The 25,479-nt window shown below is 70.2% G+C and carries 25 protein-coding genes and 1 pseudogene; 13 read left to right on the plus strand and 13 right to left on the minus strand.

The annotated features are described in order from the left end of the window. Positions 1–575: 575 nt before the first annotated feature. The 4 genes from YWY_RS0107080 (at position 576) to purM (ending at position 3,917) form a co-directional block, all read left to right on the plus strand. Positions 576–812: a DUF397 domain-containing protein gene (locus YWY_RS0107080; protein ID WP_028847035.1), complete on the plus strand. Its 237-nt coding sequence runs from the start codon at positions 576–578 to the stop codon at positions 810–812. Continuing rightward, positions 796–1,182, plus strand: a complete 387-nt coding sequence (locus YWY_RS0107085) for a hypothetical protein (RefSeq protein WP_028847036.1) — start codon at positions 796–798, stop codon at positions 1,180–1,182. Before YWY_RS0107080 ends, YWY_RS0107085 begins: the two co-directional genes overlap by 17 nt. A 131-nt stretch (positions 1,183–1,313) precedes the next feature. Next, positions 1,314–2,801, plus strand: coding sequence for an amidophosphoribosyltransferase (gene purF / locus YWY_RS0107090; RefSeq protein WP_245566585.1), 1,488 nt, complete (start codon positions 1,314–1,316; stop codon positions 2,799–2,801). Between the two features lie 36 nt (positions 2,802–2,837). Further along, on the plus strand, positions 2,838–3,917 hold the full coding sequence (purM, locus tag YWY_RS0107095) for a phosphoribosylformylglycinamidine cyclo-ligase (protein ID WP_028847038.1): 1,080 nt from the start codon (positions 2,838–2,840) through the stop codon (positions 3,915–3,917). Between the two features lie 240 nt (positions 3,918–4,157). Here the strand turns inward: purM and YWY_RS0107100 are convergent, their stop codons facing one another. Beyond that, positions 4,158–4,349 carry a DUF3073 domain-containing protein gene (locus tag YWY_RS0107100; RefSeq protein WP_028847039.1) on the minus strand — a complete coding sequence of 64 codons (192 nt, stop codon included), beginning with the start codon at positions 4,347–4,349 and terminating at the stop codon, positions 4,158–4,160. Between the two features lie 202 nt (positions 4,350–4,551). Here YWY_RS0107100 and YWY_RS0107105 point away from each other — a divergent pair, with 202 nt between their 5' ends. Next, a complete protein-coding gene (locus YWY_RS0107105; RefSeq protein ID WP_028847040.1) occupies positions 4,552–5,457 on the plus strand; it encodes a DUF8083 family protein in 906 nt (301 codons plus the stop codon). A 27-nt stretch (positions 5,458–5,484) separates the two neighbouring features. Here YWY_RS0107105 and YWY_RS0107110 read toward each other — a convergent pair whose 3' ends face one another. Then, positions 5,485–6,039 carry an RsiG family protein gene (locus YWY_RS0107110; protein WP_028847041.1) on the minus strand — a complete coding sequence of 185 codons (555 nt, stop codon included), beginning with the start codon at positions 6,037–6,039 and terminating at the stop codon, positions 5,485–5,487. A 72-nt stretch (positions 6,040–6,111) separates the two neighbouring features. Next, positions 6,112–7,263 (minus strand): CAF17-like 4Fe-4S cluster assembly/insertion protein YgfZ, encoded by a 1,152-nt coding sequence (ygfZ, locus tag YWY_RS0107115; protein WP_038044675.1) that lies wholly within the window; start codon positions 7,261–7,263, stop codon positions 6,112–6,114. Between the two features lie 36 nt (positions 7,264–7,299). Here ygfZ and YWY_RS0107120 point away from each other — a divergent pair, with 36 nt between their 5' ends. Further along, positions 7,300–8,133 (plus strand): aminodeoxychorismate lyase, encoded by an 834-nt coding sequence (locus YWY_RS0107120; protein ID WP_028847089.1) that lies wholly within the window; start codon positions 7,300–7,302, stop codon positions 8,131–8,133. Here YWY_RS0107120 and YWY_RS0107125 read toward each other — a convergent pair. The 5 genes from YWY_RS0107125 to YWY_RS0107150 form a co-directional block, all read right to left on the minus strand. After that, positions 8,130–8,744 carry a heme-binding beta-barrel domain-containing protein gene (locus YWY_RS0107125; protein ID WP_028847043.1) on the minus strand — a complete coding sequence of 205 codons (615 nt, stop codon included), beginning with the start codon at positions 8,742–8,744 and terminating at the stop codon, positions 8,130–8,132. The two genes, YWY_RS0107120 and YWY_RS0107125, sit on opposite strands and share 4 nt — an antisense overlap. Before the next feature lie 119 nt (positions 8,745–8,863). Continuing rightward, positions 8,864–9,712 (minus strand): CAP domain-containing protein, encoded by an 849-nt coding sequence (locus YWY_RS24580; RefSeq protein WP_245566586.1) that lies wholly within the window; start codon positions 9,710–9,712, stop codon positions 8,864–8,866. A gap of 153 nt (positions 9,713–9,865) precedes the next feature. Continuing rightward, entirely contained in the window at positions 9,866–11,182 is a 1,317-nt protein-coding gene (locus YWY_RS0107140; protein WP_038044676.1) for an amidohydrolase family protein, read from the minus strand. 164 nt (positions 11,183–11,346) lie between these two features. Continuing rightward, entirely contained in the window at positions 11,347–12,141 is a 795-nt protein-coding gene (gene trmB, locus YWY_RS20755) for a tRNA (guanosine(46)-N7)-methyltransferase TrmB (RefSeq protein WP_425426118.1), read from the minus strand. Positions 12,142–12,388: 247 nt separating this feature from the next. Then, positions 12,389–12,979, minus strand: a complete 591-nt coding sequence (locus YWY_RS0107150; RefSeq protein WP_286899980.1) for a hypothetical protein — start codon at positions 12,977–12,979, stop codon at positions 12,389–12,391. 218 nt (positions 12,980–13,197) lie between these two features. Here YWY_RS0107150 and YWY_RS0107155 point away from each other — a divergent pair, with 218 nt between their 5' ends. The 7 genes and pseudogenes from YWY_RS0107155 (at position 13,198) to YWY_RS0107185 (ending at position 22,012) form a co-directional block, all read left to right on the plus strand. After that, on the plus strand, positions 13,198–14,766 hold the full coding sequence (locus tag YWY_RS0107155) for a dynamin family protein (protein ID WP_038044679.1): 1,569 nt from the start codon (positions 13,198–13,200) through the stop codon (positions 14,764–14,766). Positions 14,767–15,154: 388 nt separating this feature from the next. After that, positions 15,155–15,445, plus strand: a pseudogene (locus YWY_RS24585) (nucleotide exchange factor GrpE); the annotation flags it as partial. Further along, entirely contained in the window at positions 15,442–17,316 is a 1,875-nt protein-coding gene (locus YWY_RS0107165; RefSeq protein ID WP_051309981.1) for a dynamin family protein, read from the plus strand. The pseudogene YWY_RS24585 and the gene YWY_RS0107165, both read left to right, overlap by 4 nt. A 122-nt stretch (positions 17,317–17,438) precedes the next feature. Further along, positions 17,439–18,131 carry a DUF6802 family protein gene (locus YWY_RS0107170; protein ID WP_245566587.1) on the plus strand — a complete coding sequence of 231 codons (693 nt, stop codon included), beginning with the start codon at positions 17,439–17,441 and terminating at the stop codon, positions 18,129–18,131. A 400-nt stretch (positions 18,132–18,531) separates the two neighbouring features. Continuing rightward, the gene (locus YWY_RS0107175) at positions 18,532–20,355 is read left to right on the plus strand and encodes a phosphoenolpyruvate carboxykinase (GTP) (RefSeq protein WP_028847050.1); all 1,824 of its coding nucleotides are present in this window, start codon (positions 18,532–18,534) and stop codon (positions 20,353–20,355) included. A 301-nt stretch (positions 20,356–20,656) separates the two neighbouring features. Further along, positions 20,657–20,842 (plus strand): hypothetical protein, encoded by a 186-nt coding sequence (locus YWY_RS0107180; RefSeq protein ID WP_028847051.1) that lies wholly within the window; start codon positions 20,657–20,659, stop codon positions 20,840–20,842. 270 nt (positions 20,843–21,112) lie between these two features. Next, positions 21,113–22,012, plus strand: a complete 900-nt coding sequence (locus YWY_RS0107185; RefSeq protein ID WP_051309983.1) for a hypothetical protein — start codon at positions 21,113–21,115, stop codon at positions 22,010–22,012. Between the two features lie 338 nt (positions 22,013–22,350). Here YWY_RS0107185 and rplI read toward each other — a convergent pair whose 3' ends face one another. From rplI to YWY_RS0107215, 5 genes are all read right to left on the minus strand, one after another. Beyond that, complete coding sequence (gene rplI, locus YWY_RS0107195; protein WP_028847053.1) at positions 22,351–22,812, minus strand: 50S ribosomal protein L9; 462 nt, start codon at positions 22,810–22,812, stop codon at positions 22,351–22,353. Positions 22,813–22,823: 11 nt separating this feature from the next. Beyond that, positions 22,824–23,072: a 30S ribosomal protein S18 gene (rpsR, locus tag YWY_RS0107200; RefSeq protein ID WP_028847054.1), complete on the minus strand. Its 249-nt coding sequence runs from the start codon at positions 23,070–23,072 to the stop codon at positions 22,824–22,826. A 47-nt stretch (positions 23,073–23,119) separates the two neighbouring features. Continuing rightward, the gene (locus YWY_RS0107205) at positions 23,120–23,599 is read right to left on the minus strand and encodes a single-stranded DNA-binding protein (RefSeq protein ID WP_028847055.1); all 480 of its coding nucleotides are present in this window, start codon (positions 23,597–23,599) and stop codon (positions 23,120–23,122) included. A 6-nt stretch (positions 23,600–23,605) separates the two neighbouring features. Next, positions 23,606–23,932, minus strand: coding sequence for a 30S ribosomal protein S6 (rpsF, locus tag YWY_RS0107210; protein ID WP_084609082.1), 327 nt, complete (start codon positions 23,930–23,932; stop codon positions 23,606–23,608). 581 nt (positions 23,933–24,513) lie between these two features. Continuing rightward, on the minus strand, positions 24,514–25,467 hold the full coding sequence (locus YWY_RS0107215; RefSeq protein WP_156899134.1) for a hypothetical protein: 954 nt from the start codon (positions 25,465–25,467) through the stop codon (positions 24,514–24,516). Between the last annotated feature and the right edge of the window lie 12 nt (positions 25,468–25,479).

Consider the following 25,479-nt stretch of genomic DNA (forward strand, 5'->3'; position numbering starts at 1 on the left):
CCGAACGGCCTGGTGCGCGGTCCTTCCACCGACCAGCTGGTGAAGGCAACCGGCCGAACAGCTGCGCAGGCAACCGGCGCCACGATCACCGGCCGACCCGCATCCCGGCCCGTCTAGACGCCTTCCATGGTGAAGTCGATGGTGCGATGCAATCCGTGGAGCGTGCGCCAGGTACTGCCAAACAGCCGGGACCGGCACCACGTACCGCCGCCCGAACGGCCGAATGACTCGGACCTGCCGTGCGGACATCCCGCCGTGGGGCCGATCCGCCCGCTTACCGGCCGCACCGACTGTCCGCAGAGACGCTGATCGTTGTCCCGATCACCCCGCCGTCCGAGCCACTCGCCCCCACCGACATCGAGCCCGATTTGCCGGATTTTCGGCAGGCGGATGGCCTTTGCCTGGTGCTTGTGGGTACGCCGGCGGTGAACGACCGGGCAGGTTTATCAAAAAGTGGTGAAACTCCCCCGCATATCGTCTGTCGCTCTCCGGGTCGATCATGTTACTGTGCGCTCGCACAGCCAGATGCACGTGCATCTGCAACCTCCGAACGTGAGTCGGGAAGGTAGGGGATCATGGCGAAGAGGGTGTACAACGGCATGCCGGCCACCGAGCTCGACGTGCAGTGGCGGAAGAGCAGCCGTAGCGGCGCACTGGGCAACTGTGTCGAGGTGGCGCGGCTCGACTCGGGTGCGATCGCGGTGCGGAACTCTCGTTTCCCCGACGGCCCCGCCCTCATCTACACCCCGGCCGAGATCGCTGCGTTCGTCCAAGGAGCCAAGGACGGCGAGTTCGATGACCTCGTCAGCTGAGGAACCCGAGTACTCGACGCAGTTACGACAGCTCGTTGCGCGGGGCTTCCGCTTCGTCCACCCCACCGACGCCTCCGGTCAGCTGGCCGCGGTGGTCGGCGTCCGGGTGCACGACGGGGTGATCGACGTCGTGCGGCTGGAAGCCGAGGACGACGTCAGCGCCATGCGGATACCCGCCGACGAGGACGACGTGATGGCCCCGCGCCGGGTGTTGTGGCAGTCATCCGGCGCGGTGACCCGGGTGCTCGCCGATGTGCTCGAGCTTCCGGACGATCCCGGTGACCAGGACGACGACCAGGGGAACGTGGTCCGCGGTTGCTGGGTTCCGGTGGACCACCGGACGTCCAAGTGGGTCCCGGCCAGCGCGTGACATGCACGACTGACGCCGCTCGAACGGCTCCTGCGCGGACGGAACGCCCGTACACTGGCCTGGACCGGTCGCCTCCGTTCGCGCAGGAGCTGTGAGAGGTGTCGAGCACAGACGCTAACCATCTTGAGCCCGTGCCGCGGGAGGAATGCGGCGTGTTCGGTGTCTGGGCTCGGGGTGAAGAAGTCGCCAAACTGGCCTACTACGGCCTCTACGCATTGCAGCATCGCGGCCAGGAAGCCGCGGGCATCGCGGTGAGCGACGGCTCGCAGATCGTGGTCTTCAAGGACCTCGGGCTGGTCTCCCAGGTCTTCGACGAGAAGGTGTTGTCCTCGCTGGAAGGCCACATCGCCGTCGGTCACTGTCGCTACTCCACCACCGGTGGCGGCCGGTGGGAGAACGCCCAGCCGTCGTTCCAGACCACGCACGCGGGCAGCGGCATCGCGCTCGGCCACAACGGCAACCTGGTCAACACCGCCGAGCTGGCGGAGCGGGTGCGCGAGCAGGGCCTCGAGCCCGGCAGCCGAGCGACCACCGATTCCGACGTACTGACCACGCTGCTGGCGGGCGCCGCGGCGGACAAGGGTGTCGAGGCCGCCGCACTGGACCTGCTGCCGACCGTGCGCGGCGCCTTCTGCCTGGTGTTCGCCGACGAGAACACTCTCTACGCCGCGCGCGACCCGTACGGTATCCGGCCGCTGGTGCTCGGCCGCCTGGAGCGCGGCTGGGTGGTCGCCTCGGAAACCGCGGCACTGGACATCGTCGGCGCCTCGTTCGTGCGCGAGGTGGAACCGGGCGAGCTGCTGGCCATCGATTCCGACGGGCTCCGCTCCAACCGCTTCGCCAACCCGAACCCGAAGGGCTGCTTGTTCGAGTACGTCTACCTGGCCAGGCCGGACACCACCATCGCAGGCCGCAGCGTGCACGCCGCCCGGGTGGAGATCGGCAGGCGACTGGCCAAAGAAGCACCCGCCGACGCCGACCTGGTCATCCCGGTGCCGGAGTCCGGCACCCCCGCCGCCATCGGCTACGCGCAGGCCAGCGGCATCCCGTACGGGCAGGGGCTGGTGAAGAACGGCTACGTCGGCCGCACGTTCATCCAGCCGTCGCAGACCATCCGGCAGCTGGGCATCCGGCTCAAGCTCAACCCGCTGCGGGACGTCATCCGCGGCAAGCGCCTGGTGGTGGTGGACGACTCCATCGTGCGCGGCAACACGCAGCGCGCCCTGGTGCGCATGCTGCGCGAGGCGGGCGCGATCGAGGTGCACGTGCGGATCGCCGCGCCGCCGGTACGCTGGCCGTGCTTCTACGGCATCGACTTCGCCTCCCGTGCCGAACTGATCGCCAACGGCACGGACCTGGAAGGCATCCGGCGGTCCATCGGAGCCGACTCGCTCGGCTACGTCTCGCTGGAAGGCCTGGTGGCCGCCAGCGAGCAGCCGCGCAGCAGGCTGTGCGCCGCGTGCTTCGACGGCGACTACCCGATCCCGCTGCCGGACGAGGCGAAGATCGGCAAGCATCTGCTCGAGGACATCGAGAAGGGCGTGCGTGGACCGGACGGCGCCTCGTCTTCGGCGGTGTCGAGCGGGTACGGTGCCGAGGACGCCCTCCAGCGTCCCTGAGACCGCCAGATGAAGTCCCATGACGGAAGGCCATCGGTGAGCACACCGACCGACGCATCACGATCCACGTACGCAGCCGCAGGTGTCGACATCGCCGCGGGGGAAGAAGCCGTCGAACGCATCAAGCCCTACGCGCAGCGGGCGACCAGGCCCGAGGTGCTCGGCGGGCTCGGCGGGTTCGCCGGCCTGTTCCAGCTGAAGCTGGACCGGTGGACCGAGCCGGTGCTGGCGTCCTCCACCGACGGGGTGGGCACCAAGATCGCGGTCGCCCAGGCCATGGACGTCCACGACACGGTCGGCATCGACCTGGTCGCGATGGTGGTGGACGACCTGGTGGTGTGCGGGGCCGAGCCGCTGTTCCTGCAGGACTACATCGCGATCGGCAAAGTGGTGCCGGAGAAGGTCGCGGCCCTGGTGAAAGGCATCGCCGACGGGTGCAAGCAGGCCGGTGCAGCGCTGCTCGGCGGCGAGACGGCCGAGCACCCCGGCCTGATGGAGCCGCATGCCTACGACCTGTCCGCGACCGGTGTCGGCGTGGTGGAAGCCGCGGACATCCTCGGCCCGGAGCGGGTCCGCCCCGGTGACGTGGTGATCGGCATGGGCTCCAGCGGCCTGCACTCCAACGGCTATTCACTGGCCCGCAAGGTGCTGCTGGACGACGCCCGCCTGCCGCTGACCGGCTACGTGGAGGAGTTCGGCCGGACGCTCGGCGAAGAACTGCTCGAGCCGACCATGATCTACGCCAAGCACTGCCTTGCCCTGGTGGCCGAGACGGAGATCCGCACCTTCGCCCACGTCACCGGGGGTGGGCTGGCGGCCAACCTGGAACGGGTCATGCCGCGCGGCCTCACCGCGGTGCTGGAGCGGGCGACCTGGACACCGCAGCCGATCTTCAAGATGATCGCCCAGCGCGGCAAGGTCGGCACCGCCGAGATGGAGCGGACCTTCAACATGGGCGTGGGCATGGTCGCGGTCGTCGCACCGGACGACGCCGAGCGTGCGCTGGCTGTGCTGACCGCGAGGCACGTGCCCGCGTGGATTCTCGGCCAGGTGCAGCGTGCCGAGGACCCGGACTGCCCGCGCGCCGAACTGCGCGGCGCTCATCCGCGCTACTGACGCGCGCAGCCTATACGGTCCGAATTCACCGGACGACGGTGACGAGGGATGTGCCGTCGTGCGCTCCGCGAGCACACGACGGCACATCCGATGGCCCCGATGCATCCCACGGGCGACGTCCGTGGTGGGGTGCCCCGCCGCTGTCGCCCTTCGGGTGCGCCGAAGGGCGCCATCCCGCTACCGGCTGCCCGGCTGCGCGGGACGCCCGGTACGGATGACGCGCGGTGCTACCACTACCCGTCAGCGGCGGTACTCGTCCTCGTAGTCGTAGTCGTAGTCATAGTCGTACTCCGACTCACGACCGCTGTCGGATTCCTTGGACGCCTTCCCGGAAAGCTCCCGCTTGAGGGCCTCCAGGTCCGTGGGGGGAGTGCTGTACTTGAGCTTCCGGGCCACCTTCGTCTGCTTGGCCTTGGCACGGCCGCGCCCCATGGCTCGACCCCCTCACACAGGGGCGGGGCGGCCGGGGGAGTCGGCGGCCCCGCATCGTCTCAACATTTTCCTCTACACACCGTACCGTGTCCTGCCCGTCGCTCGCGACGCGGCTCGGCGGGTAAATCGTCACATGTGACGAAATGGCCGCCGCGGCGCCGGGCGTCGCGGCCTGGCGGGCGGTCCATGACACGATGAACACGTGCTCCGCCCTCATGCCGCGTACCTGCGAGTCTATGAGCCCCTCGAGGCCTTCGGCGACCCGGCCGACCCGCACTTGCATGCGGCGGTACGTGCTGCCCAGCTGACGAAGACCTCGGCGGGCGAGCGCGAACGCACACTGTGGTTCACCTCACAGCGGGTCACGCCGCCGCGCTTGCTGCCCGTCGAGCCCACCGACCGCGGCGCTTCGGGCAACGACATGGCGGACGTTCTGGTGCTCTCGCCGGACGAGGTGCCCGCCGGCCGCGGGGTCACCGTCGGTCCCGGCCCGCTGGTGTGCCCGCTGGAGCTGCGCGTGCGGTCGGCCGCCGCGCTGATGGCCTTCCTCAACGAGTCGCACCCGGTGGTGCGCGCGCACGTCCTGGACGCCAGCGGCGCCACCATCGAGACGGCCCGCGCCCGGGCGACGTCCGTCCTGCGCCAAGCCGACCACACCGCCCTGCACGTGGTCTCGTCGACGTGGAGCGTTCCGCTGCCCTGGTTCACCATGGTCGACCCGGCCCAGCGGCGGCTGGTGCTCGGCACCGGACAGCACGACCCCAACCGGGAGGTGTCCTGGCGGGTGGCCATGGCCGACGCCCGCCGGCGGGTGGCCCAGGCGCGCGAGCTGGCCGAGACGGTGCTCGGCGACGAGGGACCCACGCGCGTGCTCGTCGACACCGACCGCTGGCTGGCGAACTTCCACCCGAACTCCGCGGTGGAGCTGGACTACGGCGGGCTGGTGCAGCTGATTCCGGACGAGAAGCTTTCCACGGACACGACCGCGGAGAAGGTGCATGCCGTGCTGGCGGCGCTGCGAGACGGTGACGTGGAGAAGCTAACCGATCTGTTCGCCGAGCTGCAGGACTTCTGGGGTGAGCTGGCCGCGCGGGAGCGGTGCAACTGATCGGCCGCGTCCGCCGCGGCCGGAAGCTCACTCGCGCTCGCGCTGTTCGGCCAGCAGGTCGTCCACCGACGCGGTGCCCCGCGCGTAGCGGGACGCGATCTCGGCGTTGATGGTGTCCACGACCTTCTGCACCTCGCGGCGGAACTGCGAGACCGTGGCCTCCTGCTCGGTGTACCGGCGCAGGCTGTCGTCCAGCTCCTCGTCGGACAACGCGCCGACGTCGGTCAGGCCGGCATCGGCCAGCAGGGCATCGATCTGCCGCCTGCTGCGCTCGGTGACCCTGGACGGCTCCAGCGGCTGGTACCGGCCGCGCTGGCCGACCGACTCGTCGGCCAGGATGGTGCGCAGCTGGTCGATCAGGTTGGTCTGGTCACCGGTGCGACGCCGACGCTGCTCGGCCTTGACGATGTCGATCCGTGCGTGCAGCAAGCGCCGCAGGTAGGACAGATCGGTCTCCTCCTGCGCCGCTTCGTCCCTGCGCCGCCGCAGGTCGGCCAGCGGCAGCCGGTCCAGGTCGGTGGCGAACCCTGGCCCGAGCACCCGGTCGATGCGCCGCCTGCCACCGATACGCACTTCGATCACGGCGTCATCTTGCTCCAGCCGTCCGTGCACTGCCAAGGCGGGTGGGGTGCTGTCACGCGGATGGCCGCAGCCTCAGCGGATTTTGAACCGTTCGAGTGTCCGACGACCGGGGCCGACGTGCTCCCCCGGTTCGGAGTCCGGGTCGATGGCGGCCTGCACCACCCGGTCGTCCACCCCGGTGAGCAGCTCGGCGTCGGTCGGCACCGAGCGCTTGACGAGCGCCAGCGCGATCGGGCCGAGCTCGTGGTGCTGGATCACCGTGCCGACCCGTCCCACGGTGCGCCCGTCGAGCACCACCGGGTCACCGGTCTCCGGCAGCACGTCGATCGACCCGTCCAGGTGCAGCAGCACCATCCGGCGGGGCGGCCTGCCCACGTTGTGCACCTTGGCCACGGTCTCCTGCCCGCGGTAGCAGCCCTTGGCCACGTGGGCCGCGGTGCCGATCCAATTCACCTCGTGCGGGATGGCACGCTCGTCGGTGTCCACGCCCAGCCGTGGGCGCAGCGCCTCCACCCGCAGTGCGTCGAAGGCCCAGCTGCCCGCGGGCCGGGCGCCCGCTTCCACCAGCCGGTCGAACCACTCGACGAGCTCGTCGCGCGGCACCAGGAGGTCGTACGAGCCGCGCCCGGGCCACGGCATTCGCCGGACCACGACACCACGAGCGGCGGCCGAGGCATAGTCCTGGGCGTCCGCCGTGCCGGTGGGGAGCCCGGTCTTGGCGAGCACGTCACGGGCGTCCGGCCCGAGGACGCTCAATACGGCACGCTCGGCGGTCGCGTCGGTGATCGTGACCTTCGACCAGAACCGCATGGCGTCCAGGTACTCCAGCAACGGCTGTTTGCCGCCTTTGGGCAGCGCGTTGGTCACCTGTACGCCGGGGTCGGCGTCCAGCCACACGGCCGGCTCCTCGTCGCCGTCCGGTTCCGGGTAGGCCAGCGTCATGTGCGCCTCGATGCGGCCGTGCGCATCGAGCACCAGAGCCTCGGTGCCGCTGCCCATCGGCAGCTCGCTGACGTGCTGGGAAATCACCAGGTGCAGCCAGGACAGCCGGTCGTCGCCCCGGACGGCCAGCACCTGCCGGTGCGACCGGTCCACCACGGCCGCGCTCCTGGCGGCCGCGCGCTGTTCGGCGAACGGGTCGCCGAAGTGCCACGGGACGCCGGCCTCGGGATGGTCGTCCGGCGGCTCGACGGCCCGCGGGCGGGTCAGGTTCGGTGAGTTCACGGGCCTCCTCGTGCCGATGCCTCTACCCTGACGATTATGCGCTCGCTGGTATTCCTCGATGGACGCACCGCCGACCCGGACACCGCGCAGATCAGGGTGGACGACCAAGTCGTCCAGCGCGGCGACGGGGTGTTCGAGACCATCCTCGTGGTCGACGGCAAGGCCAGGGAGCTCGGCCCGCACCTGCAGCGGCTGGCCCGCTCTGCGGCGATGCTGGACCTGCCGGAGCCGGACCTGGCCGCGTGGGAGCGGCTCAGCCAGGCGGTGATCGACGGCTACCACGGCGGGCGGGAGATGGCGCTGAAGCTCGTCTACACCCGCGGGGTGAACGGGGTGCCCACCGGTTTCGGGCTCGGTTCACCGGTGGAGGAGAAGATCGTGCGGCAACGGCAGGAAGGCGTTGCCGTGGTGACCTTGGAGCGCGGGCTGGACCCGTCGCTGGTGGACACCGCCCCGTGGCTGTTGCTCGGCGCCAAGACGCTGTCGTACGCGGTCAACATGGCCGCGGTGCGCGAGGCGGAGCGCCGTGGTGCGGACGACGCCGTGTTCGTTTCCGGTGAGCGCGTTCTGGAAGGGCCGACCTCGTCGGTGGTCGCAGTGAAGGACCGCACCCTGTACACCCCGCCTGCCGCGCTGGGCATCCTGCCGGGGACGACGCAAGCAGCGGTGTTCCGGGCCGCCGAGCGCGCCGGCTGGGGCACGAAGGTGGAGCAGCTGCGGGTGGCCGACCTGCTCGCCGCCGACGCGGTGTTCCTGACCTCCTCGGTGCGGCTGATCACCCGCGTGCACACGATCGACGGGCAGCGGCTGCCGGATGCGACCGCGCTGCACCGCGAGCTGACCGAGCTGTACGAAGCGCAGTACGCCTAGCCGACGATCCGCTCGAGGCGCGCGGAGGTGTGCGGCTGGAGCGGCTGGCCGGCCATGGCCCGCTCCTCGACGTAACCGAGGTCGCCGTCGCCGATGATCCCGTACAGCCGCTTGGCCCCGGTGACCTGCTTGGCGGACACGGTGCGCATCACCGCGTCCGTGCCCATTTCCCACGACGTCTGGGTGCGGGGCTTGCCGTAGAAGACTTCGAGAATGCCGGTGCTGTGCGCCAGCAGCAGCTCGAACGAGCCGTCCGGCTGCGGCCGCCACCAGCCGGTCTCCCTGGCGGCCGTGTGCACCACGTTGCCGTCCGCGTCGAGCAGCCAGGACCGTGCCTCGTGGAAGAGGAACGGCCTGCCGTCGTGCGCGATGACGATCTGCTGGGCGAACGAGCGAGGGCCGTCCATGGTCGGGTAGTCGACCTGGCCCTCACCCCGCCAGACACCGACCAACGGCAGCAGCGGCTGGCACGCCTCGTGCAGTGGCGGCCCCTCGCGCAGGTTGGCCGTGTCCCCGTCGATGGGCAGGCCGTCCAGCTGCGGGATGTTCCGCCACCGGGTCAGCTTGGCGCGCTCCGCGGCGGCTTGGATCGCTTCGTTGCCGTCGGACATCGGTGCCGGCTTCAGTCCTGGTACAGCCGGTACACGACGTAGCCGGCGAACCACGTGACGGCCACGATGGCCAGGATCAGCAGCGAGGTGAACAGAATCTCCACGCTGCCGATCCTAGGTCAGTAGCCGAACACCTGCGTCCACACCCAGCCGTCTTTGCTCAATCCCACACCGATGGTGCGCAGATCGCAGTTGAGGATGTTCGCCCGGTGCCTGTCGGATGCCATCCAGCCGCGCACCACGCTCTGCGCGCTGCGGTGGTCCTTGGCGATGTTCTCCGCGCCCGGGTTGGGGTACTCCTCGGCCCTGGCCCGGTCGACGAACGAGGCACCCTCCGGGGTGGTGTGGTCGAAGTAGCCGCGTGCGACCATGTCCGCGCTGTGCTTGCGGGCGGCGCGCGCGAGCCGGTCGTCGACGGTCAGCGGCTGGCAGCCCGCGGCTGCCCGTTCCTTGTTCACCAGGTCCACGACGGCCTGCTCCTCGGGCAGCGGCGCGTCCGACGGCCGGGGGTCCTGGCTGGGCGGTGCCTGGCGCTCCTCCGCGGTGTCCGATCGGAGCGACCTGGCCGGTGCGGGGATCCGGACGGCCATGGCGGCGGTGTGGCCCGTGGCGCGCAAGTTCTCGAACACCTGCGCCAGCCAGGTCAGGTCGATGAAGCGCGGGAGTCGCCATTGCAGGGGAGCGTCGCCGGGCACCCTGACGGCGAGGGCGTGCCTGGTCCGTTCGGCCGGCTCGAAGTGCCGCCCGTCCACCGAATCGCGGTGCCGGTCCGGGCTCGATCCCGGGTGACGACCGTCCAGGACCTCCGGATGACGTCCGTCGTCATGGACGGAGACCGCCACCCGGTGGCCGGCCGCCGACGCGCCGGGGCAGTCGGCGGCGTACGCGACGCCCGCTCCCGCACCGCCGAGCATGATCGCCATCAGTCCTGCTGCCACGTACTTCCGTCTCGCATGTGGATCGATCATGGGTGCGATGGTGCGTCGCGAAGGGCACCGGCGAACGATCACGACGAAGCGGTGACGAGCGCAGGAGCACACAGTCGACCCGCAGGGACATTTCCCGTCCGCACGGTGATCCGGCGGACCGGTCGAATGCGTGTAGGAGTCTGTTGCGCCCGGTCAGACCCGGACCCGTGCCGTGGCCGCTGCGACGTCGGCCTGCGCCTGTTGACGGTCGACGCGGGTCGGCTCCCCTTCCGCGACCACCAGCTCACCGGCCACCCAGACGTCGCTGACCCGCCGCGAGCCCGCCGCCCAGACCAGGTTGGCCAGCAGCTGCTCATCCGGCACGTCGATGCCTGCCGCGAACGCCGGGTCGTCCGGGTCGATGTGCACCAGGTCGGCCCACCGGCCGGTTGCGATCGCGCCGATGTCGTCCCGGCCGAGCGCGGCGGCACCGCCCCTGGTGGCCAGCAGCAGCGCGGCATCCGCGGGCAGGGCGGTGGAGTCCTCGGTGGCCAGCCGGGACAGGAACGCGGCCAGCTGCATCTCGTGCCACAGGTCGAGGTCGTCGTTGGACGCCGGCCCGTCGGTGCCCAGCCCCACCCGGACGCCCGCTCTCCGCAGGTCGGCCAGCCGGGCGATGCCGGAGGCGAGCTTGGCGTTCGACCCGGGGCAGTGCGCCACGCCGGTCCCCCGCTCGGCGAACAACGCGATGTCGTCGTCGTCCAGATGGACGCAGTGCGCGGCCAGCACCCGGCCGTCGAGCATGCCCAGCTTGTCCAGCAGGCGCGGCACCGAGCCGTGCTCGGCCCGCTGCTCGGTGTCCTCGTTGCGGGCTTCGGCCACGTGGATCTGCACCAGGGCGTCGCGCTGCCGCGCCGACTCGGTGACCAACCGCAGCGCCTCCTCCGGCAGCAGGTAGGCCGAGTGGGCGCCGTAGCTGAGCTCGACGCGGTCGTGCGGGCCGAACCGCAGCCCGTCGCTGTCGATCCACTTGCCGACCTCGTCCACCACCGGCCGCCACGGTAGGCCCGGCAGGTCGATGATCGACACCCCGAGCACCACGCGGGCTCCGGTGGCCAGCACGGCCTCGGCGATCTGTTCGGCGTGGAAGTACATCTCGGCGCTGGTCGTCACGCCGTACCGGAGCATCTCCACCGAGCCGAGCACCATGCCTGCCCGCACGTCCTCCGGCCGCATCCTGGCTTCGGCCGGGAAGATCACCTCGTGCAGCCAGCGCAGCAGCGGCAGGTCGCCGCCCATGCCGCGGAGCACGGTCATCGGGCTGTGCGCATGCGTGTTGATCAGCCCGGGCAGCAGGATCCCGCTGAGCCTGCTGACCGGCACACCGGGGTCGAGCGCGGGCGCATCGGCAGCAGGGCCGCAGTAGCCGATCCGGCCGTCCGCGGTGATGTCGACGGCGGCATCCCGCACGACGCTGCACTCCGGGTCACAGGGCAGCAGCACGGGCGCGGTGAGACGACGAGCAACCATGACCGCGATCCTAGGCCGCCCGCCGAGCGAGCCGGATTCCCGAGCCCGCCAGGTGTGGGCCGTCGCTCGTCACCGGGACCGATCGGCGGCAGTGGTCGATCGGTTCGCCGCATCGCCCGGGCATCCACCGGGGACGAACGAAGGATGCGGGCACCCGCCTGGCGTCAGTTCGACGCCTCGGCGCGCACGTCGGCGGCGGCACCGCCATCACCGGCAGGTAGGCCGCCCCCTTCGGTTCCGGCCCGCTCCCCGCCGGCCGGCCCGTCGTCATCGGACGCCTCGGCGACCCGCTCGAAGATGAGGTCGCGGGACACCCGGCCTTCCCGCTCCGCCCGGGCTTCGAACTTGGTCACCGGCCGCCACTCCGGCCGCGGCGCCCACCCCTCGCCGGGATATCGGTTGCGCAGCAGCGGCTCGTTCGAGCAGACCTCGAGCATCTGCTCCGCGTAGTTCTCCCAGTCGGTGGCCAGGTGCAGCGTGCCGCCCGGCACGAGCCGTTCGGCCACCAGGCGCACGAACGGCGGTTGGATCAGCCGCCGCTTGTGGTGCCGCTTCTTCGGCCACGGGTCCGGGTAGAAGATGCGCACGCCGTGCAGCGAGCCGGGCGCGATGTGGTGCTTCAGCAGTTCGACCGCGTCACCGTGGATCAACCGGAGGTTGGTCAGCGCCAGCCGGTCCGCGCGCAGCATCAGCTGACCGAGGCCCGCCTCGTAGACCTCGACGGCGACGTAGTTCAGCTCCGGCGCGGCATGCGCCAGCTGCGCGGTGGTCTCCCCCATGCCGGAGCCGATCTCCAGCATCACCGGGGCCTCGCGGCCGAACCAGGCGGCGAAATCGAGCGGGCCCTCCGGCAGATCGTGCACCGAGCGGCCGTAGAACGGCCACCGTTCGTCCCATGCCCGTTGCTGGCCGACCGTCATCCGGCCGCCGCGCCGCACATAGCTGACCACGCTGCGCATGCGGGGTTGCTGCTCACTACGCACGGGAATCGACCCTACTGAGCGCGCCCGCCGCGGCGCTGACCAGGGCTTGCCGGCACCGTCGGCGGCTGGCACGGCGATGCCGCCCGGCCCGACCGTACGGCGGGTGCGGACGCGAGGGAAAGGGGATCCGCCTTCCGGGGGGGGCTCGCGCCGGACGCTGCTGCGGTGATCCCCTGGGAGGACGGTGCGCTGACCCTCGGTGCGAGGACAACCCGAGGGGTGCTCAGCGCAAAGCTTCGATGTTGCCCAGCTGGGCGCGCAGCCCGGCAAGGCCCTCGATGGCGATCGGTTCCGGGGTGGGGCCGCTGTGCGCAGGCAGCACGTCGATCCAGCCGTCGTGCCGGTCGGTCAGCAGCAACGTGGTGGGCACCCGGTAGCCGGACGGGCCGTGCTCGGACGGCACGAACTCCCAGTACCCGGATTCCCCGTCGGCCGCCCACGGCACGAACTCCCAGCCGGTGCGGGGCTGCAGCAGCTGCGCCACCCGGTCCTCGATGCGGAACGCGGTCACCCGGGAATCGATCGCCCCGCGGTGCAGCGCGCGCAGCCACCACGGCGCGGGCACGCTGCTTGCGGCATCCCCGGCCGCCCGGCACGCCTGCCGGTACAGCGCGAGCACCTCGGTCTGCGGGGCGCGGTGCAAGAAGGCGCGGCGGATTCCCGCTGGGGTCGTAGCACTGGCCGCACTGCTCGGTACTTCGACTGCCTGAAGCCATTGCAGTGCCGCGGTCGGCTCCACGTGCAGTCGTGGGTCGGAAAATTCTTTGCTGTCTGTCTCAGCAGGCGGCAATCGGGACACCTCCAGCGGGCTCATGTCACGCCCGTAAGTCCATTTGACCTGGTCAGAGGCGGTACAGCCGCACTTCGTGAGAGGTATCACAGACGCTTTACGCAGACTTAACACCACTCGCGCGCGGCGCGCCCCCCTACCGCTGTCGGGCCGACCCGTTAATCAGTTACCGGGACACATGGCATGCTGCTGTCTGGCAGGCGCCCAGCCACGGTCGAACGGGATGGGGGACACCACACGTGATGGAGCAGGGCACCCTCGCAGGGCCGCTGTCGACGTCGGTGGCGAACCTGTGCAGGCGGCTGCAGCCGCAGGTCGGGCCGCGCACTGCCGCCGGCTTCACCGAGGTGTTGCGCAGGCTGGGAGCTCCGCTGCAGGTCGCCGTGGCCGGCCGGATCAAGTCGGGCAAGTCGACGCTGGTCAACGCGCTGATCGGGCGCCGGGTGGCACCGACGGACGTAGGCGAGTGCACCCGTCTGGTCACCCGCTTCCAGTACGGCACGGTGGACCGCATCGAAGTGGTGATGCGGGACGGCAGCAAGGAGGTCCTGCCGTTCTCCTCCGACGGGATGATCCCGTCCACGTTGGGCATCGACGTCGAGAAGGTCTCGCACATCGAGGCGTACTTGACCAACGCCGTGCTCCAGGACATGACCGTCATCGACACCCCGGGGCTGGGGTCGCTCGATGCCGCGTCGGTGCGCAGGACGGAGAACCTGCTGGGAGCCACGGGCAAGCACCGCAGGCCCGGCGACGACGAGGACGATGCCGAGCCCGCCGTCACCGAGCTGGACGACGTGTCCCGGCACGCCGTCGCGGGAGCCGAGGCGGTGCTGTACGTGGTGACCCAGAGCGTGCGCGCCGACGACCAGCAGGCTTTGGCCGCCTTCACCGCGGCGACCGCATCCAGGGAGGCCGGGCCGGTGAACGCCATCGCGGTGTTGAACAAGGCCGACACCATCGCGGCCGAGTCCGTCGCAGGAGCCGACGGCGACGTGTGGAAGGCGGCGTCGATCCTGGCCGAGCGGCAGGCCGCCACGCTCAAGCCCCGGGTGGCCGACGTCCTGCCGGTGATCGGACTGCTCGCCGAATCGGCCGAAACGGGCGTGTTCACCTCCACCGACGCCGACGCCCTGCGCGAGCTGGCCGAGCTGCCCGACGACGTGCTCGAGACGATGCTGCTGTCGGCGGACATGTTCACGTCGTGGGAGTGCGACGTCTCGGCGAGCACCCGCGCGCGGCTGCTGGAACGGCTGGACCTGTACGGGATCCGGGCCAGTGTCCGGGCCATCCGGGCGAATCCGTCGATCACCGCAGGTGGACTGCGGCGCACGATCCTGGACGCGTCCGGGCTGGACGCGGTCCGGGCCCGGCTGAACACCGTGTTCGCCGCGCGCGCCGACGGCATCAAGGCGGCCGCCGCGCTGGCGTCGATCACCGCGCTCGCGCATGCCGCGGAGGACCCGACCGAGCGAGCGAAGGTGCGGGACGCGATCGAGGTGCTGCTGGCCAAACCGGAAGCCCACCAGCTCCGCCTGCTCGAGGCGCTGACGCTCATCACCAGCGGCGCCGTGGACCTGCCGCCCGATCTCACCGAGGAGGTGCTGCGCGTCGGCAGCAACGCGGACGTACGCCAGCAGCTGGGCATGCCGGACGCGGACCGGGCCGCGCTGGCCGAGCGTGCCCTGGAACGGGCGGGCTGGTGGCGGTCGTTCGCCTCGTTCGGCGCCACGCCCGCGCAGAGCCGAGTAGCGCACGTGGTGCATCGCGCGTACTTCCTGATTTGGCAGCAGCTGCGCGAAGGCAAGTGAGGAGGGGGCCATGGCCTGGTTCGGTAGGAAGCGCGACACCGTCGAACACGACGACGTAGCCGGAGACGACAGCCCGACCGGGCAGATCGCCGCGCAGGTGATCAGCAACGCCGATGCGGCTGCGCAAGCGGCCTCAGACGCGCCTGCCGGGCAAGCGGTGCCGGAGCATGCCACCCAGGTGACACCGGTGCCGAACGCGGCCGAGACGGCACCGGCCGAAAGCGCCGCGAACGTGGCACCGGCGGAACACGCCAGCCACGCCGCACCGGCGGAACACGCAGGCCACGCGGCATCGCCGGAACACGCCACCCACGCCGCGCCGGCGGAGCAAGGCACTCCGGCCGCCGACACCGCGCAGAACGCGGAGATCGACCGCCTCCGAGCGGAGCGAGCCGAGCTCATCAGGCTGTGCCTGTACGCGCTGGACCGGGCGCGCAGCGGCGGTGTGGTGGAACGGCTGGAGGAGGGCCTGGCCGGCGTCGGGGTGACCGCGCTGCGGCCGGACGGCGAGAAGTTCGATCCCGCCGTGCACGAAGCGGGCGGCACGGTCCCGACCACTGATCCGGACCTGGACGGCACCATCGCCGAGACCGAGCTGGTCGGCTTCCGCGACGGCGACAAGGTGCTGCGCGCCCCGATCGTCACGGTGTACTCGGTGAAAGCGGGAGAGACCGGATGACGATCCCGGATTTCCTGGCCGCCAAGGTCAAGGACGCGCTTCCGGACGCGCTGCGCAAGACCACCGACACGCTGCTGGGCAAGCTCAGGGAGATCGACCCGGAAGCCGCCACCTGGGTCGCCGGCGTGCGGAGCAAGCAGGAGACCAAGCCGTCCGTCGTGGTCGTCGGGGAGACCAAGCGGGGCAAGAGCTCCCTGATCAACGCGCTGCTCGCCATGCCGGGCCTGTCTCCGGTGGACGCCGACGTGGCGACCGCGACCTATCTGATCTTCGACCACGCCGACGACTGGCGGGCGCAGGCGTGCTACCCGGGACGGCAGCCGGTGCCGTTCGAGCTTGCCGAGCTGCCCATGTGGACCTCGGCCGCCCACGAGCTCCCGGCGAGCCAGACCCCACCGCGCTACGTGGAGGTCGCCGGCCCGTGCCCGTTGTTGCAGCGCATCTGCGTGGTGGACACCCCGGGGGTCGGCGGCCTGGATTCCCAGCATGGTGAGCTCGCCCTGGAGGCGGCGTCGTCGGCCACCGCGCTGCTGTTCGTCGTCGACGCCTCGGCGCCGCTGACCTCCAGCGAGCTGCACTTCCTGACAAAGATGAGTGACAGCGTGGAGACGGTGCTGTTCGCGCTGTCCAAGGTGGACGCCTTCCGCGGCTGGGAGCAGATCAGGGACGCCAATCGCGAGCTGTTGCGGCAGCACGCGCCCCGGTTCGCCGACGCGGAGTTCCACCCCGTCTCGGCGCGCCTGTTCGAGATGGCGGGCAAGGCGCCCAACGAGCAGGCGGCGGCCATGCTGCGGGAGAAGTCCGGGATCATCGCGTTGCAGGAAGTGCTGCAGGAGCAGCTGATCGGCAAGGCGGAACTGCTCACCGGCGCCAACACCATGCGCACGCTGATCACGGCGTTCGACGAGCAGGAAGCGAAGCTGCAGGCCGAGCGGCGCACGCTCACCTCCGGCGAGTCCGAAGCCGATGCGCTGCGCGCCAGGCGGGACGAGCTGAACGCGGAACGCAAGTCCTCCACCCGCGGCTGGGTGCTGAAGCTGCGCAGCGAGGTGCAGCACGCCCGGGTCGACCTCAACCACGAGGTCGCCCGGCAGATGCGGGACGTGCAGGCCTGGTTCCGGCATCAGATCGACGGGGCCGACGCGGACCGCCTCGAGCAGCTGCCCGCCGAGGTCGACTCGGCGCTGCAGGTGGTCTCGGCCCGGCTGACCGCGCTGCTGTCGCAGCGGCTGAACGAGGTGGCGGGCAACGTGCTCGCCGAACTGTTCACACCGGAGGAGCTGCAGCAGTTCCGGGCTCAGGTGGCTCGCACCGGCCGCCCGCACGTGGTCATCCGGCCCCCGGACCGCAAACCGTCCACGGCCGAGGACAAGCTGATGATCGGCATGGGCGCCTACATGGGGATCGGCGCCAGCAGCATGGGGCTGAGCCTGGCCACGGGTGGCGCGGTCACCCTCGCCACGGCGGGCCTGGTGGCCGCGCCGGTGCTGGCGATCGGCCTCGGGGCCGGCTGGTGGATCGGCCGGACCCGCAGACACGCGGCGAACAAACAGCACGTCAAGACGTGGCTGGCCGACGCCATCGCCGACGCCCGCTCCACGATGGATCAGCTGGTGCAGGAACAGATCATCGAGGCGGAACACCAGCTGCACATGGCGCTGGACGAGGCGCTGAGCAAACGGGTGGAGGCGATCGAGGCCGAGCTGGCCAAGGTCGACGAGGCGCTGAAGATGACTGCGGTGGAGAAGTCCAAGAAGCTCGGCGCCGTCGGCAAGAAGCTGACGCTGGCCGGTGACGGACGGGCTCAGGCGGCGGCGATGCTGGAGAAAGTCCGTGCCCGGCTGGGGGGAAGCAGGGCGAGCAAGTTGTGATGGGGAACCGAACCGGCCTACGGTGAGTCAGATCTGGTGTTGACACCGAGCGGACGGATGCGCCGGCACTAAGGGGATTGAGGGCTATGTACGTCGATGAGACTGGCGGTACCGAACCGACCGTGACCAGCAACGAGGAGATGACGGTCACCGTCGACGGCACCGAGTACGCCACCGAGATGAACATCGACCTCGACCATGACGGGACCCCGGACGCTGCGGTCGTCAACAACGCGGACGGTTCCAAGAGCGTCTACGTCGACACCGACGGCGACCGGGTGGCGGACGAGTACGCCGAGGTCAGCGCGACGGGTGAGCTGGTGGCCGAGGCCCGGTTCGACGAGACCACCGGCGAATGGGTGGCGGTCGACCCCAGCTTGCCAGGACCCGCACCGGAGCCGACGGACGGTGCCGAGCCCGCGCCCGCCCCGGAGCCCGCCGACGAGACGTCGACGGTGGGCGGCGGCGTCTTGAAGGCCGAGCTGCCCGACGGGCAAGAAGTCGAGGTCGGCACGCCGACGATCGACACCAACTCCGACGGCGTCAACGACACCGCGGTGAGCGAGGACCAGGCGGGCAACACCTACTACTTCACCGACGTGGACAACGACGGCGAAGCCGACTACGTGGTGATCGTCGGCCAGGACGGCAGCACGCAGGCGCTGGAGCACCAGGGCGGCGGCCAGTGGACGAAGGTCGACGGCGTGGACGGCACGCCGGGCGGGGCACCGGCCGACACGGGCGGGCCCAGCGGCTTCACCGAAGGCGTGGTCAAGATCGACGCGAACACCGGCCTGTGGGTGAACATGAACTGACGCTCCTGGTGAGCACGAGGCCCGGCACGGTTGGGGGAGGTGTCGGGCCTCGTTACGTTCTCCCGCCGGGCGCACCGGCCGAGCGATCGATCGCAAGAGGCTTCCGCCGGGTACGACAGGCCCTGCGCAGCACCGAAAATCCTCCACCGAAGAGGGGATTTCGACCCAACTGAATCGATTCCCTGATCGTTCTTGTGAGAGATCCGACAGGTCGGCCCGCTCGCCTGCGCGCGCGTCGCGGTTACTCTCGAGGCAACCCCACACCGCAGCCGCTGGCGGCAGCGTCGCCGTCAGCGGCATTGAGTTTTTCGGTCACCGGCAAACCGCGAGCCCGCCGAGGGGGGGGTCCGTGCTTGTTCCGCGCGCGGACCGCCCGGTTGGAGTCAGGAGATACGAAGAGATGACCGCAGTAGCCATCCCTGGACTGGACGCCGCGCCGACAACGCACAGCAAGGTGCTTGCCTGGGTGCGGGAGGTCGCCGAGCTGACGACGCCGGACCGAGTGGTATGGGTCGACGGCTCCGAGGAGGAGTCGGCACGCATCAACCAGAAGCTCGTCGAGGCGGGGACGTTCGTGCCGCTGAAGTCCAAGCCCAACTCCTACTGGGCGGCCTCCGACCCCAACGACGTCGCTCGCGTCGAGGAGCGGACGTTCATCTGCTCCCAGCGCGAGGAGGACGCCGGCCCCACCAACAACTGGATGCACCCGGACGAAATGAAGGCCACGCTGACCGAGCTGTTCCGCGGCTCGATGCGCGGCCGCACCATGTACGTCATCCCGTTCTGCATGGGGCCGCTGGGGTCCGACGACCCGAAGCTGGGCATCGAGATCACCGACTCCGAGTACGTGGTGGCCTCGATGCGGATCATGACCAGGATGGGCAAGGCGGCGCTGGACAAGTTCATCGCTCCCGACGGCACCGAGCGGGAGTTCGTGCCGGCACTGCACTCGGTCGGCGCGCCGCTCGAGCCCGGCCAGAAGGACGTGCCGTGGCCGTGCAACGAGACCAAGTACATCTCGCACTTCCCGGAGGAGCGGGCGATCTGGAGCTACGGCTCCGGCTACGGCGGCAACGCGCTGCTCGGCAAGAAGTGCTACTCGCTGCGCATCGCCTCGGTGATCGCGCGCGACGAGGGCTGGCTCGCCGAGCACATGCTGATCCTGAAGCTGATCAGCCCCGAGGACAAGGTCTACTACATCGCGGCCGCGTTCCCGAGCGCGTGCGGCAAGACCAACCTGGCCATGCTGCGGCCGACCATCCCCGGCTGGCGGGTGCAGACCCTGGGCGACGACATCGCGTGGATGCGGTTCGGTGAGGACGGCAGGCTGTACGCGGTCAACCCGGAGGCCGGGTTCTTCGGCGTGGCGCCCGGCACCAACCGCAAGACCAACCCGCACGCGATGGAGACGATCGACCAGGGCAACTCGATCTTCACCAACGTCGCGCTGACCGACGACGGCGACGTCTGGTGGGAAGGCCTGGAGAACACGCCCGCGCACGCCACGTCGTGGAAGGGCAAGGACTGGACGCCGGATTCCGACGAGCCGGCCGCGCACCCGAACTCGCGGTACTGCACGCCGATGTCGCAGTGCCCGATCCTGGCTCCCGAGTGGGACGACCCGAAGGGGGTGCCGATCTCGGCGATCTTCTTCGGCGGCCGCCGCAAGACCACGGTTCCGTTGGTCGCCGAGGCGCGCGACTGGCAGCACGGCACGTTCCTGGGTGCGACGCTGTCGTCGGAGAAGACCGCCGCGGCCGCGGGCAAGGTCGGCGAAGTGCGGCGTGACCCGATGGCCATGCTGCCGTTCCTCGGCTACCACGTCGGTGACTACTTCCAGCACTGGCTGGACACCGGCAAGCGGGCCGACGCGGGCAAGCTGCCGCGCATCTTCTACGTGAACTGGTTCCGCCGGGGCGAGGACGGCCGGTTCCTGTGGCCGGGCTTCGGCGAGAACTCGCGCGTGCTGAAGTGGGCCATCGAGCGGATCGAAGGCAAGGCCGCGGCGCACGAGACCCCGATCGGCTGGGTGCCCAGCGCGGACGACCTGGACCTGGACGGCCTGGACGTGTCGCGCGAGGACGTCGAGGCGGCACTGCGCGTCGACCCCGAGGAATGGAAGGCCGAGATCCCGCTCATCGAGGAGTGGTTCGCCAAGATCGGTGACAAGCTGCCGTCGGCGCTGCGCGACGAGCTGGAGGCGCTCAAGCAGCGGCTCGGCTGACGGTGACGAGGCCTGTCAGGACCTGACAGGACCTGGCTGCGGCGAAGCCCGGGAGTGCGTGGCGCTCCCGGGCTTCTTGGCGTGTCCGGCCATGCACCCACGGTTGCGCATGGGTTGCGGAAAGTTACCCTCAGCTGGGGACAACCCTGTGGATAACCTGTGGAGGCAATGCTCCGTTCGGTGGATTACTGGTGGCGGATGCCGGGTAGGGCCCCAACCACTGCAACGGGTACGCGGTCTTGGTCGTCGAAAGTGTGATCGGCTGCACAGCCGGTGATCCGAGGGAAGAAGGTGAGACGCCATGACCGCAGGTGTCGTGATGTTGTTGCTCGCCCTCGGGGTCCTGGTCGTCGTTCTCATCGTCGGGTTCGAGGACGACGACACTGGGGGTAACGGAGCCGGCGGCTCCGCGGACGGTCGGACCGACAACGACATGACGGACCTCGACATCGTCACCACCAGGATTGGCGCGAGCGACCAAGTGTGAACGGTGTGCCGCGCGCGGCACGCCGGGTCGTTCGCGTTCCCGGATGATTCGGCCCGCGGCCTCGAGGCCGCGGGCTTCTTCTTGGTCGTGACCAGTCAGCGCGAACGAGCCTCTACCTGGTCGCGACCAGTCAGCCCGAACAAACCCCTTCCAGGTCGCGACCAGCCAGCCCGAACAAAGCCGACGGCATGGCCTGGGGCGCGGCGGATTCGTCCGAGCGCCCGTTGTGTCCGGCCTGCCAAGGGGTCTCTACGCTGGTCGTTCGTGGGGATGACGACTGTCGCAGACCTGTCGGTGCTGCCGGCCGAGCGGTGGCGGGAACGCGCCGCCGCCCACGCCGCGCGCGTCGACCGCTACCTGCAACCCCACCTGGCCAGGCGCAAGGCGGGCGTGAAGCACCCGGTCTACGACTTCCTCTTCACCTACTACTCCTACCGGCCGGGACAGCTGCGCCGCTGGCACCCGGGGTTCGGCGTCGCGCTCGCCGAGGCCAAGGAATACACCGGGCTGAAGGGGTACGCGCCGGTCGCGGCGGGCTCTTCGGTTCCGAGGCACACGGTCACCATCTCGCGCGACTACGTCACCTCCCAACGACCGCTCGTCGAGTCGCTGCACCGGCTGCTGACCGCAACGGCCCGGCGGCCTGGCAACTTCGGCTGCTTCGGCCTGCACGAGTGGGCGATGGTCTACCGGCTGTCCGAAGACCAGACCCGGCACTCCGCCTGGCCGCTGCGGCTTGGCTCGGCAGGCACCGACGCGGTCGTCGAGCAGCACCGCATCGCCTGCTCCCACTTCGACGCCTACCGCTTCTTCACCCCGGCCGCGCGTCCGTTGAACACCCTCTCCCCGGGCCGCGACGACCGTGCCGAGTTCGAGCAGCCCGGCTGCCTGCACGCCGGCATGGACCTGTACAAGCACGCCTTCCGGCTGTCCCCGATGGTCTCGTCGGACCTGGTCGCCGACTGCTTCGAGCTGGCCTGGGACATTCGCGTGCTGGACATGCGGGCGTCACCGTACGACCTCAGCGACCTCGGGTTCGAACCGGTCCGCATCGAGACCCCGGAGGGCAAGCGGGAGTACGTCCAGGCCCAGCGGACTTTCACCGAACGCGCCGCTCCGCTCCGGCAGCGGCTGATCGCCGAATGCGAGCGGCTACTGGACGTGGCCTGACCGTTCGCAGTCCGTGTCACTACGGCTTCTTCTGCAATTCAGCCGGCCTCGGCTTCTTGGCACGCCGGTGATCGCGCAGGTAGGCCTTGGTGTGTGCGCTCAGCAGCCCAAGCGCGAAGCCGTACCGGTAATCGTGCACGTACGCCTTGGCACGCTCAGCAGCCCGAGCGGGAAACAAAATCGATGTCCCGGCCTGCTGCCCGGCGGATCCGCTCCACGATGGCCTTGACTTCGCTCCGCAAGCAAGTCGTGGCAACCTCGACCTCGGCGCGGGCTCGAAACGACGAAGGCTCCCTCCCGAGGGAGAGAGCCTTCGATCGTGAGCCGAAGCGTGGGCGTCACTGCGCCTGTCCGGTCACCTCGACCTTGATGTTCGCCGTGACCTCCGGGTGCAGCCGGATGGTCACCGGGTGCTTGCCGACGGTCTTGATGTGGCCGCCGAGGTCGATCGTGCGCTTGTCCAGCACCGGACCGCCCGCCTGCTTGATCGCGGCGGCGACGTCGGCAGCCTTCACCGAGCCGAACAGCTTCTTCGACCCTTCGGCCGCCTTGGCGGTCAGCGTGACGGTGCCGAGCTTCTCCAGCGTCTCCTTGACCTCCTTGGCGTGGTCGAGGTCGCGGATGCGGCGCAGCTCCTGCGAGCGGCGGATCGTGGCGATGTTCTTCTCCGCACCCTTGGTGGCACGGATGGCGTACCCGCGCGGCAGCAGGTAGTTGCGGGCGTAGCCGTCCTTGACCTCGACGATCTCGCCGGGGCCGCCCAGGTTCGCCACGTCGGTGGTCAGGATTACCTTGGCCATGACGTCTCCTCTTAGCGGGCGGTGGAGGTGTAGGGCAGCAGGGCCATCTCGCGGGAGTTCTTCACCGCGGTGGCCACGTCACGCTGGTGCTGGCTGCAGTTGCCGGTGACGCGGCGGGCGCGGATCTTGCCCCGGTCCGAGATGAACTTGCGCAGCAGGGCGGTGTCCTTGTAGTCGATCGGCTCCGGGCGGCCTTGCTTCTCCGCCTTGCAGAACACGCAGACCTTCTTCTTCGGTTTGCGAACAGGTGGCTTGGCCACGATGAATCTCCTGATGTGTGTGAAGTCAACCGGTCACGAGGGGTTGGCTAGAACGGGGGCTCGTCGGAGTAGCCGCCGCCTCCAGCCGGGGGCGCGGAACCCCACGGGTCGTCCGGGGGAGGACCGGCCGGTGCACCGCCGTAGCCGCCGCCACCCGAGCCGCGACTGACCTTGTTCACCTTCGCGGTGGCGTAGCGCAGCGACGGCCCGATCTCGTCCACCTCGAGCTCGTACACCGTGCGCTTCTCGCCTTCCTTGGTCTCGTAGGAGCGCTGCTTGAGCCTCCCCTGGACCAGCACGCGGGTGCCACGGGTCAGCGACTCCGCGACGTTCTCCGCCGCCTGACGCCAGATGTTGCAGCGCAGGAAGAGCGCTTCGCCGTCCTTCCACTCGCCGGTCTGCCGGTCGAACACGCGCGGCGTCGACGCGACGGTGAAGTTGGCGACCGCGGCACCGGACGGGGTGAACCGCAGTTCCGGGTCGGCGGTCAGGTTGCCGACTACGGTGATGATGGTGTCACCGGCCATGGGGCATCACGCCTTTGCTTTTGCTCTGACGGCTGCGATGAACTTCTCGTCGCGCCGCAGCACCTTGGTGCGCAGCACGCTCTCCTGCAGCGACAGCTGGCGGTCCAGCTCCTTGACCGCCTCCGGCTCGCAGAAGAGCTCCAGCACCGCGTAGATCCCCTCGCTGTGCTTGGCGATCTCGTAGGCCAGCCGACGGCGACCCCAGACGTCGACGTTCTCCACCTCGCCGCCGGAGTCCCGGACGACCTTGAGGAAGTTGTCCAGCGTCGGCGCGACGGTGCGCTCGTCCAATCTGGGATCGAGGATGATCATGACCTCGTAATGACGTGCCACAACCACTCACCTCCTGTGGTCTCGAGCGGCCACGGACCATCCGTGGCAGGAGGGTTGTCAGCTACCACAGGCTACCTGGCCGGGCCGACAAGCTCAGCGCGGCCCTCCGCAAAGCCGCTGGAAATCCCCCTGCGCGGCGGTCGAAGATCACGTGCCCGGCCCCGGCGGCCGGGCGCACGGGCGGTTCGGGCGGGGCGGTCTCGGGAAGCAACGCAGGCCTCCACCAATCCACACCCGCCCGGCAGATTCGACGGACACACCCCGCCCGCCCGGCGCATCAGCGGCAGGAATCCTCCCCAGGCAACCACCGCAGGCCGCCCGGACAGGAACACCCGGAAACCACCACCAAGCCTCGACCAATCCACACCCGCCCGCCGGAATCGACGGACACACCCCGCCCGCCCGGCGCATCAGCGGCGGAACCGTACCTCGGCGACCGAGTCCGGCTGATCACGGCAATGGACCCGGATGCCGGCCTGGCAGCCCGCCGAACCGGCCACCCGCACGCAGTCAGGCCGGCGTCGGACCAGCGCGGCCAGGCAGCCAGCCGAGCACGGCATAGACCTGGCCCACCCGGTCACTCAAACGCGCCGCAGCACCCACGTGCGGACCAGCGCCGCCGCAACGCACGCCAGCGAGACCACGGCGAGCAGCATGGGCAGCTGGAGCGCCCGGTCGTGCCCCTCGGCCGCGTGAATCTGCTCGGCGTTGCCCGCGTTGCTCACCTCGGGCCCGTCACCGTCGGCGCCCAGGATGCCGATGTCGCCTGCCCCCGGTGCGGAGCCATACGGGGCGGCATCGGGAACGTCGGGCACCTTGTCCGAGCCGATACCGGGCAGCTGGTAGGGCACCTGCCCGTAATCACGCTGCGGGGCGCGCGCGGTGCCGCTTCCGGTGGCCGGAAGCGCGCCGTCCGGCTCCGCACCGGCGCCTTCGGACGCGCTGGACGAGGAACTCGAACCGCTGTCGGCTCCGGACGAATCCGGCCGGGCCGCACCGCTGCTGTTCTCCTTGCCCTGCGACTGCTCCCCGCTGCCGCCCTGCTTCGGCGGCACGTAGTCGGACGCCCGCACGGTCAGGTCCGAGCAGTGCGCCTCCACCGCCTTCAGCACCTCGGCCCGGTTGTTCTTCGCGTCGAGGATCTTCTTGCCGTTCTTGTCGGCGTCGATCGTCCGCACCACGGCCTCGGCGATCTTCTCGTCGCTGAACACACCGGCAGGCGCGTGCGGCACGGTGGTCAGGCTGATCGGCTCGAACCGACCTGCCTCGAACAGCTCGCGCAGCTTGGCCTTGTTGTTCTTGATGCCGAGCAGCGGCAAGTGGACACCCCCGCTGACGGCATCGACCGCCGCCTGTTGCACCGCGGAGGACTTCAGGGTGACGGTCTCGCCCATCTTGCCGGTCACCGTGCCCCCGCACGAGTCGGCGGCCGTGACCGCGACGGCGTCACCCATGCCGAGGAGAATCGTGCTGCCCGCCAGCACGCCGCCGACGGCGAACGCCGCCACCGTCCTGCGCGCAGTCCACCTAGCCACCAACGTCTCCTA

This window comes from Thermocrispum agreste DSM 44070 (assembly GCF_000427905.1).
GTDB lineage: Bacteria > Actinomycetota > Actinomycetes > Mycobacteriales > Pseudonocardiaceae > Thermocrispum > Thermocrispum agreste.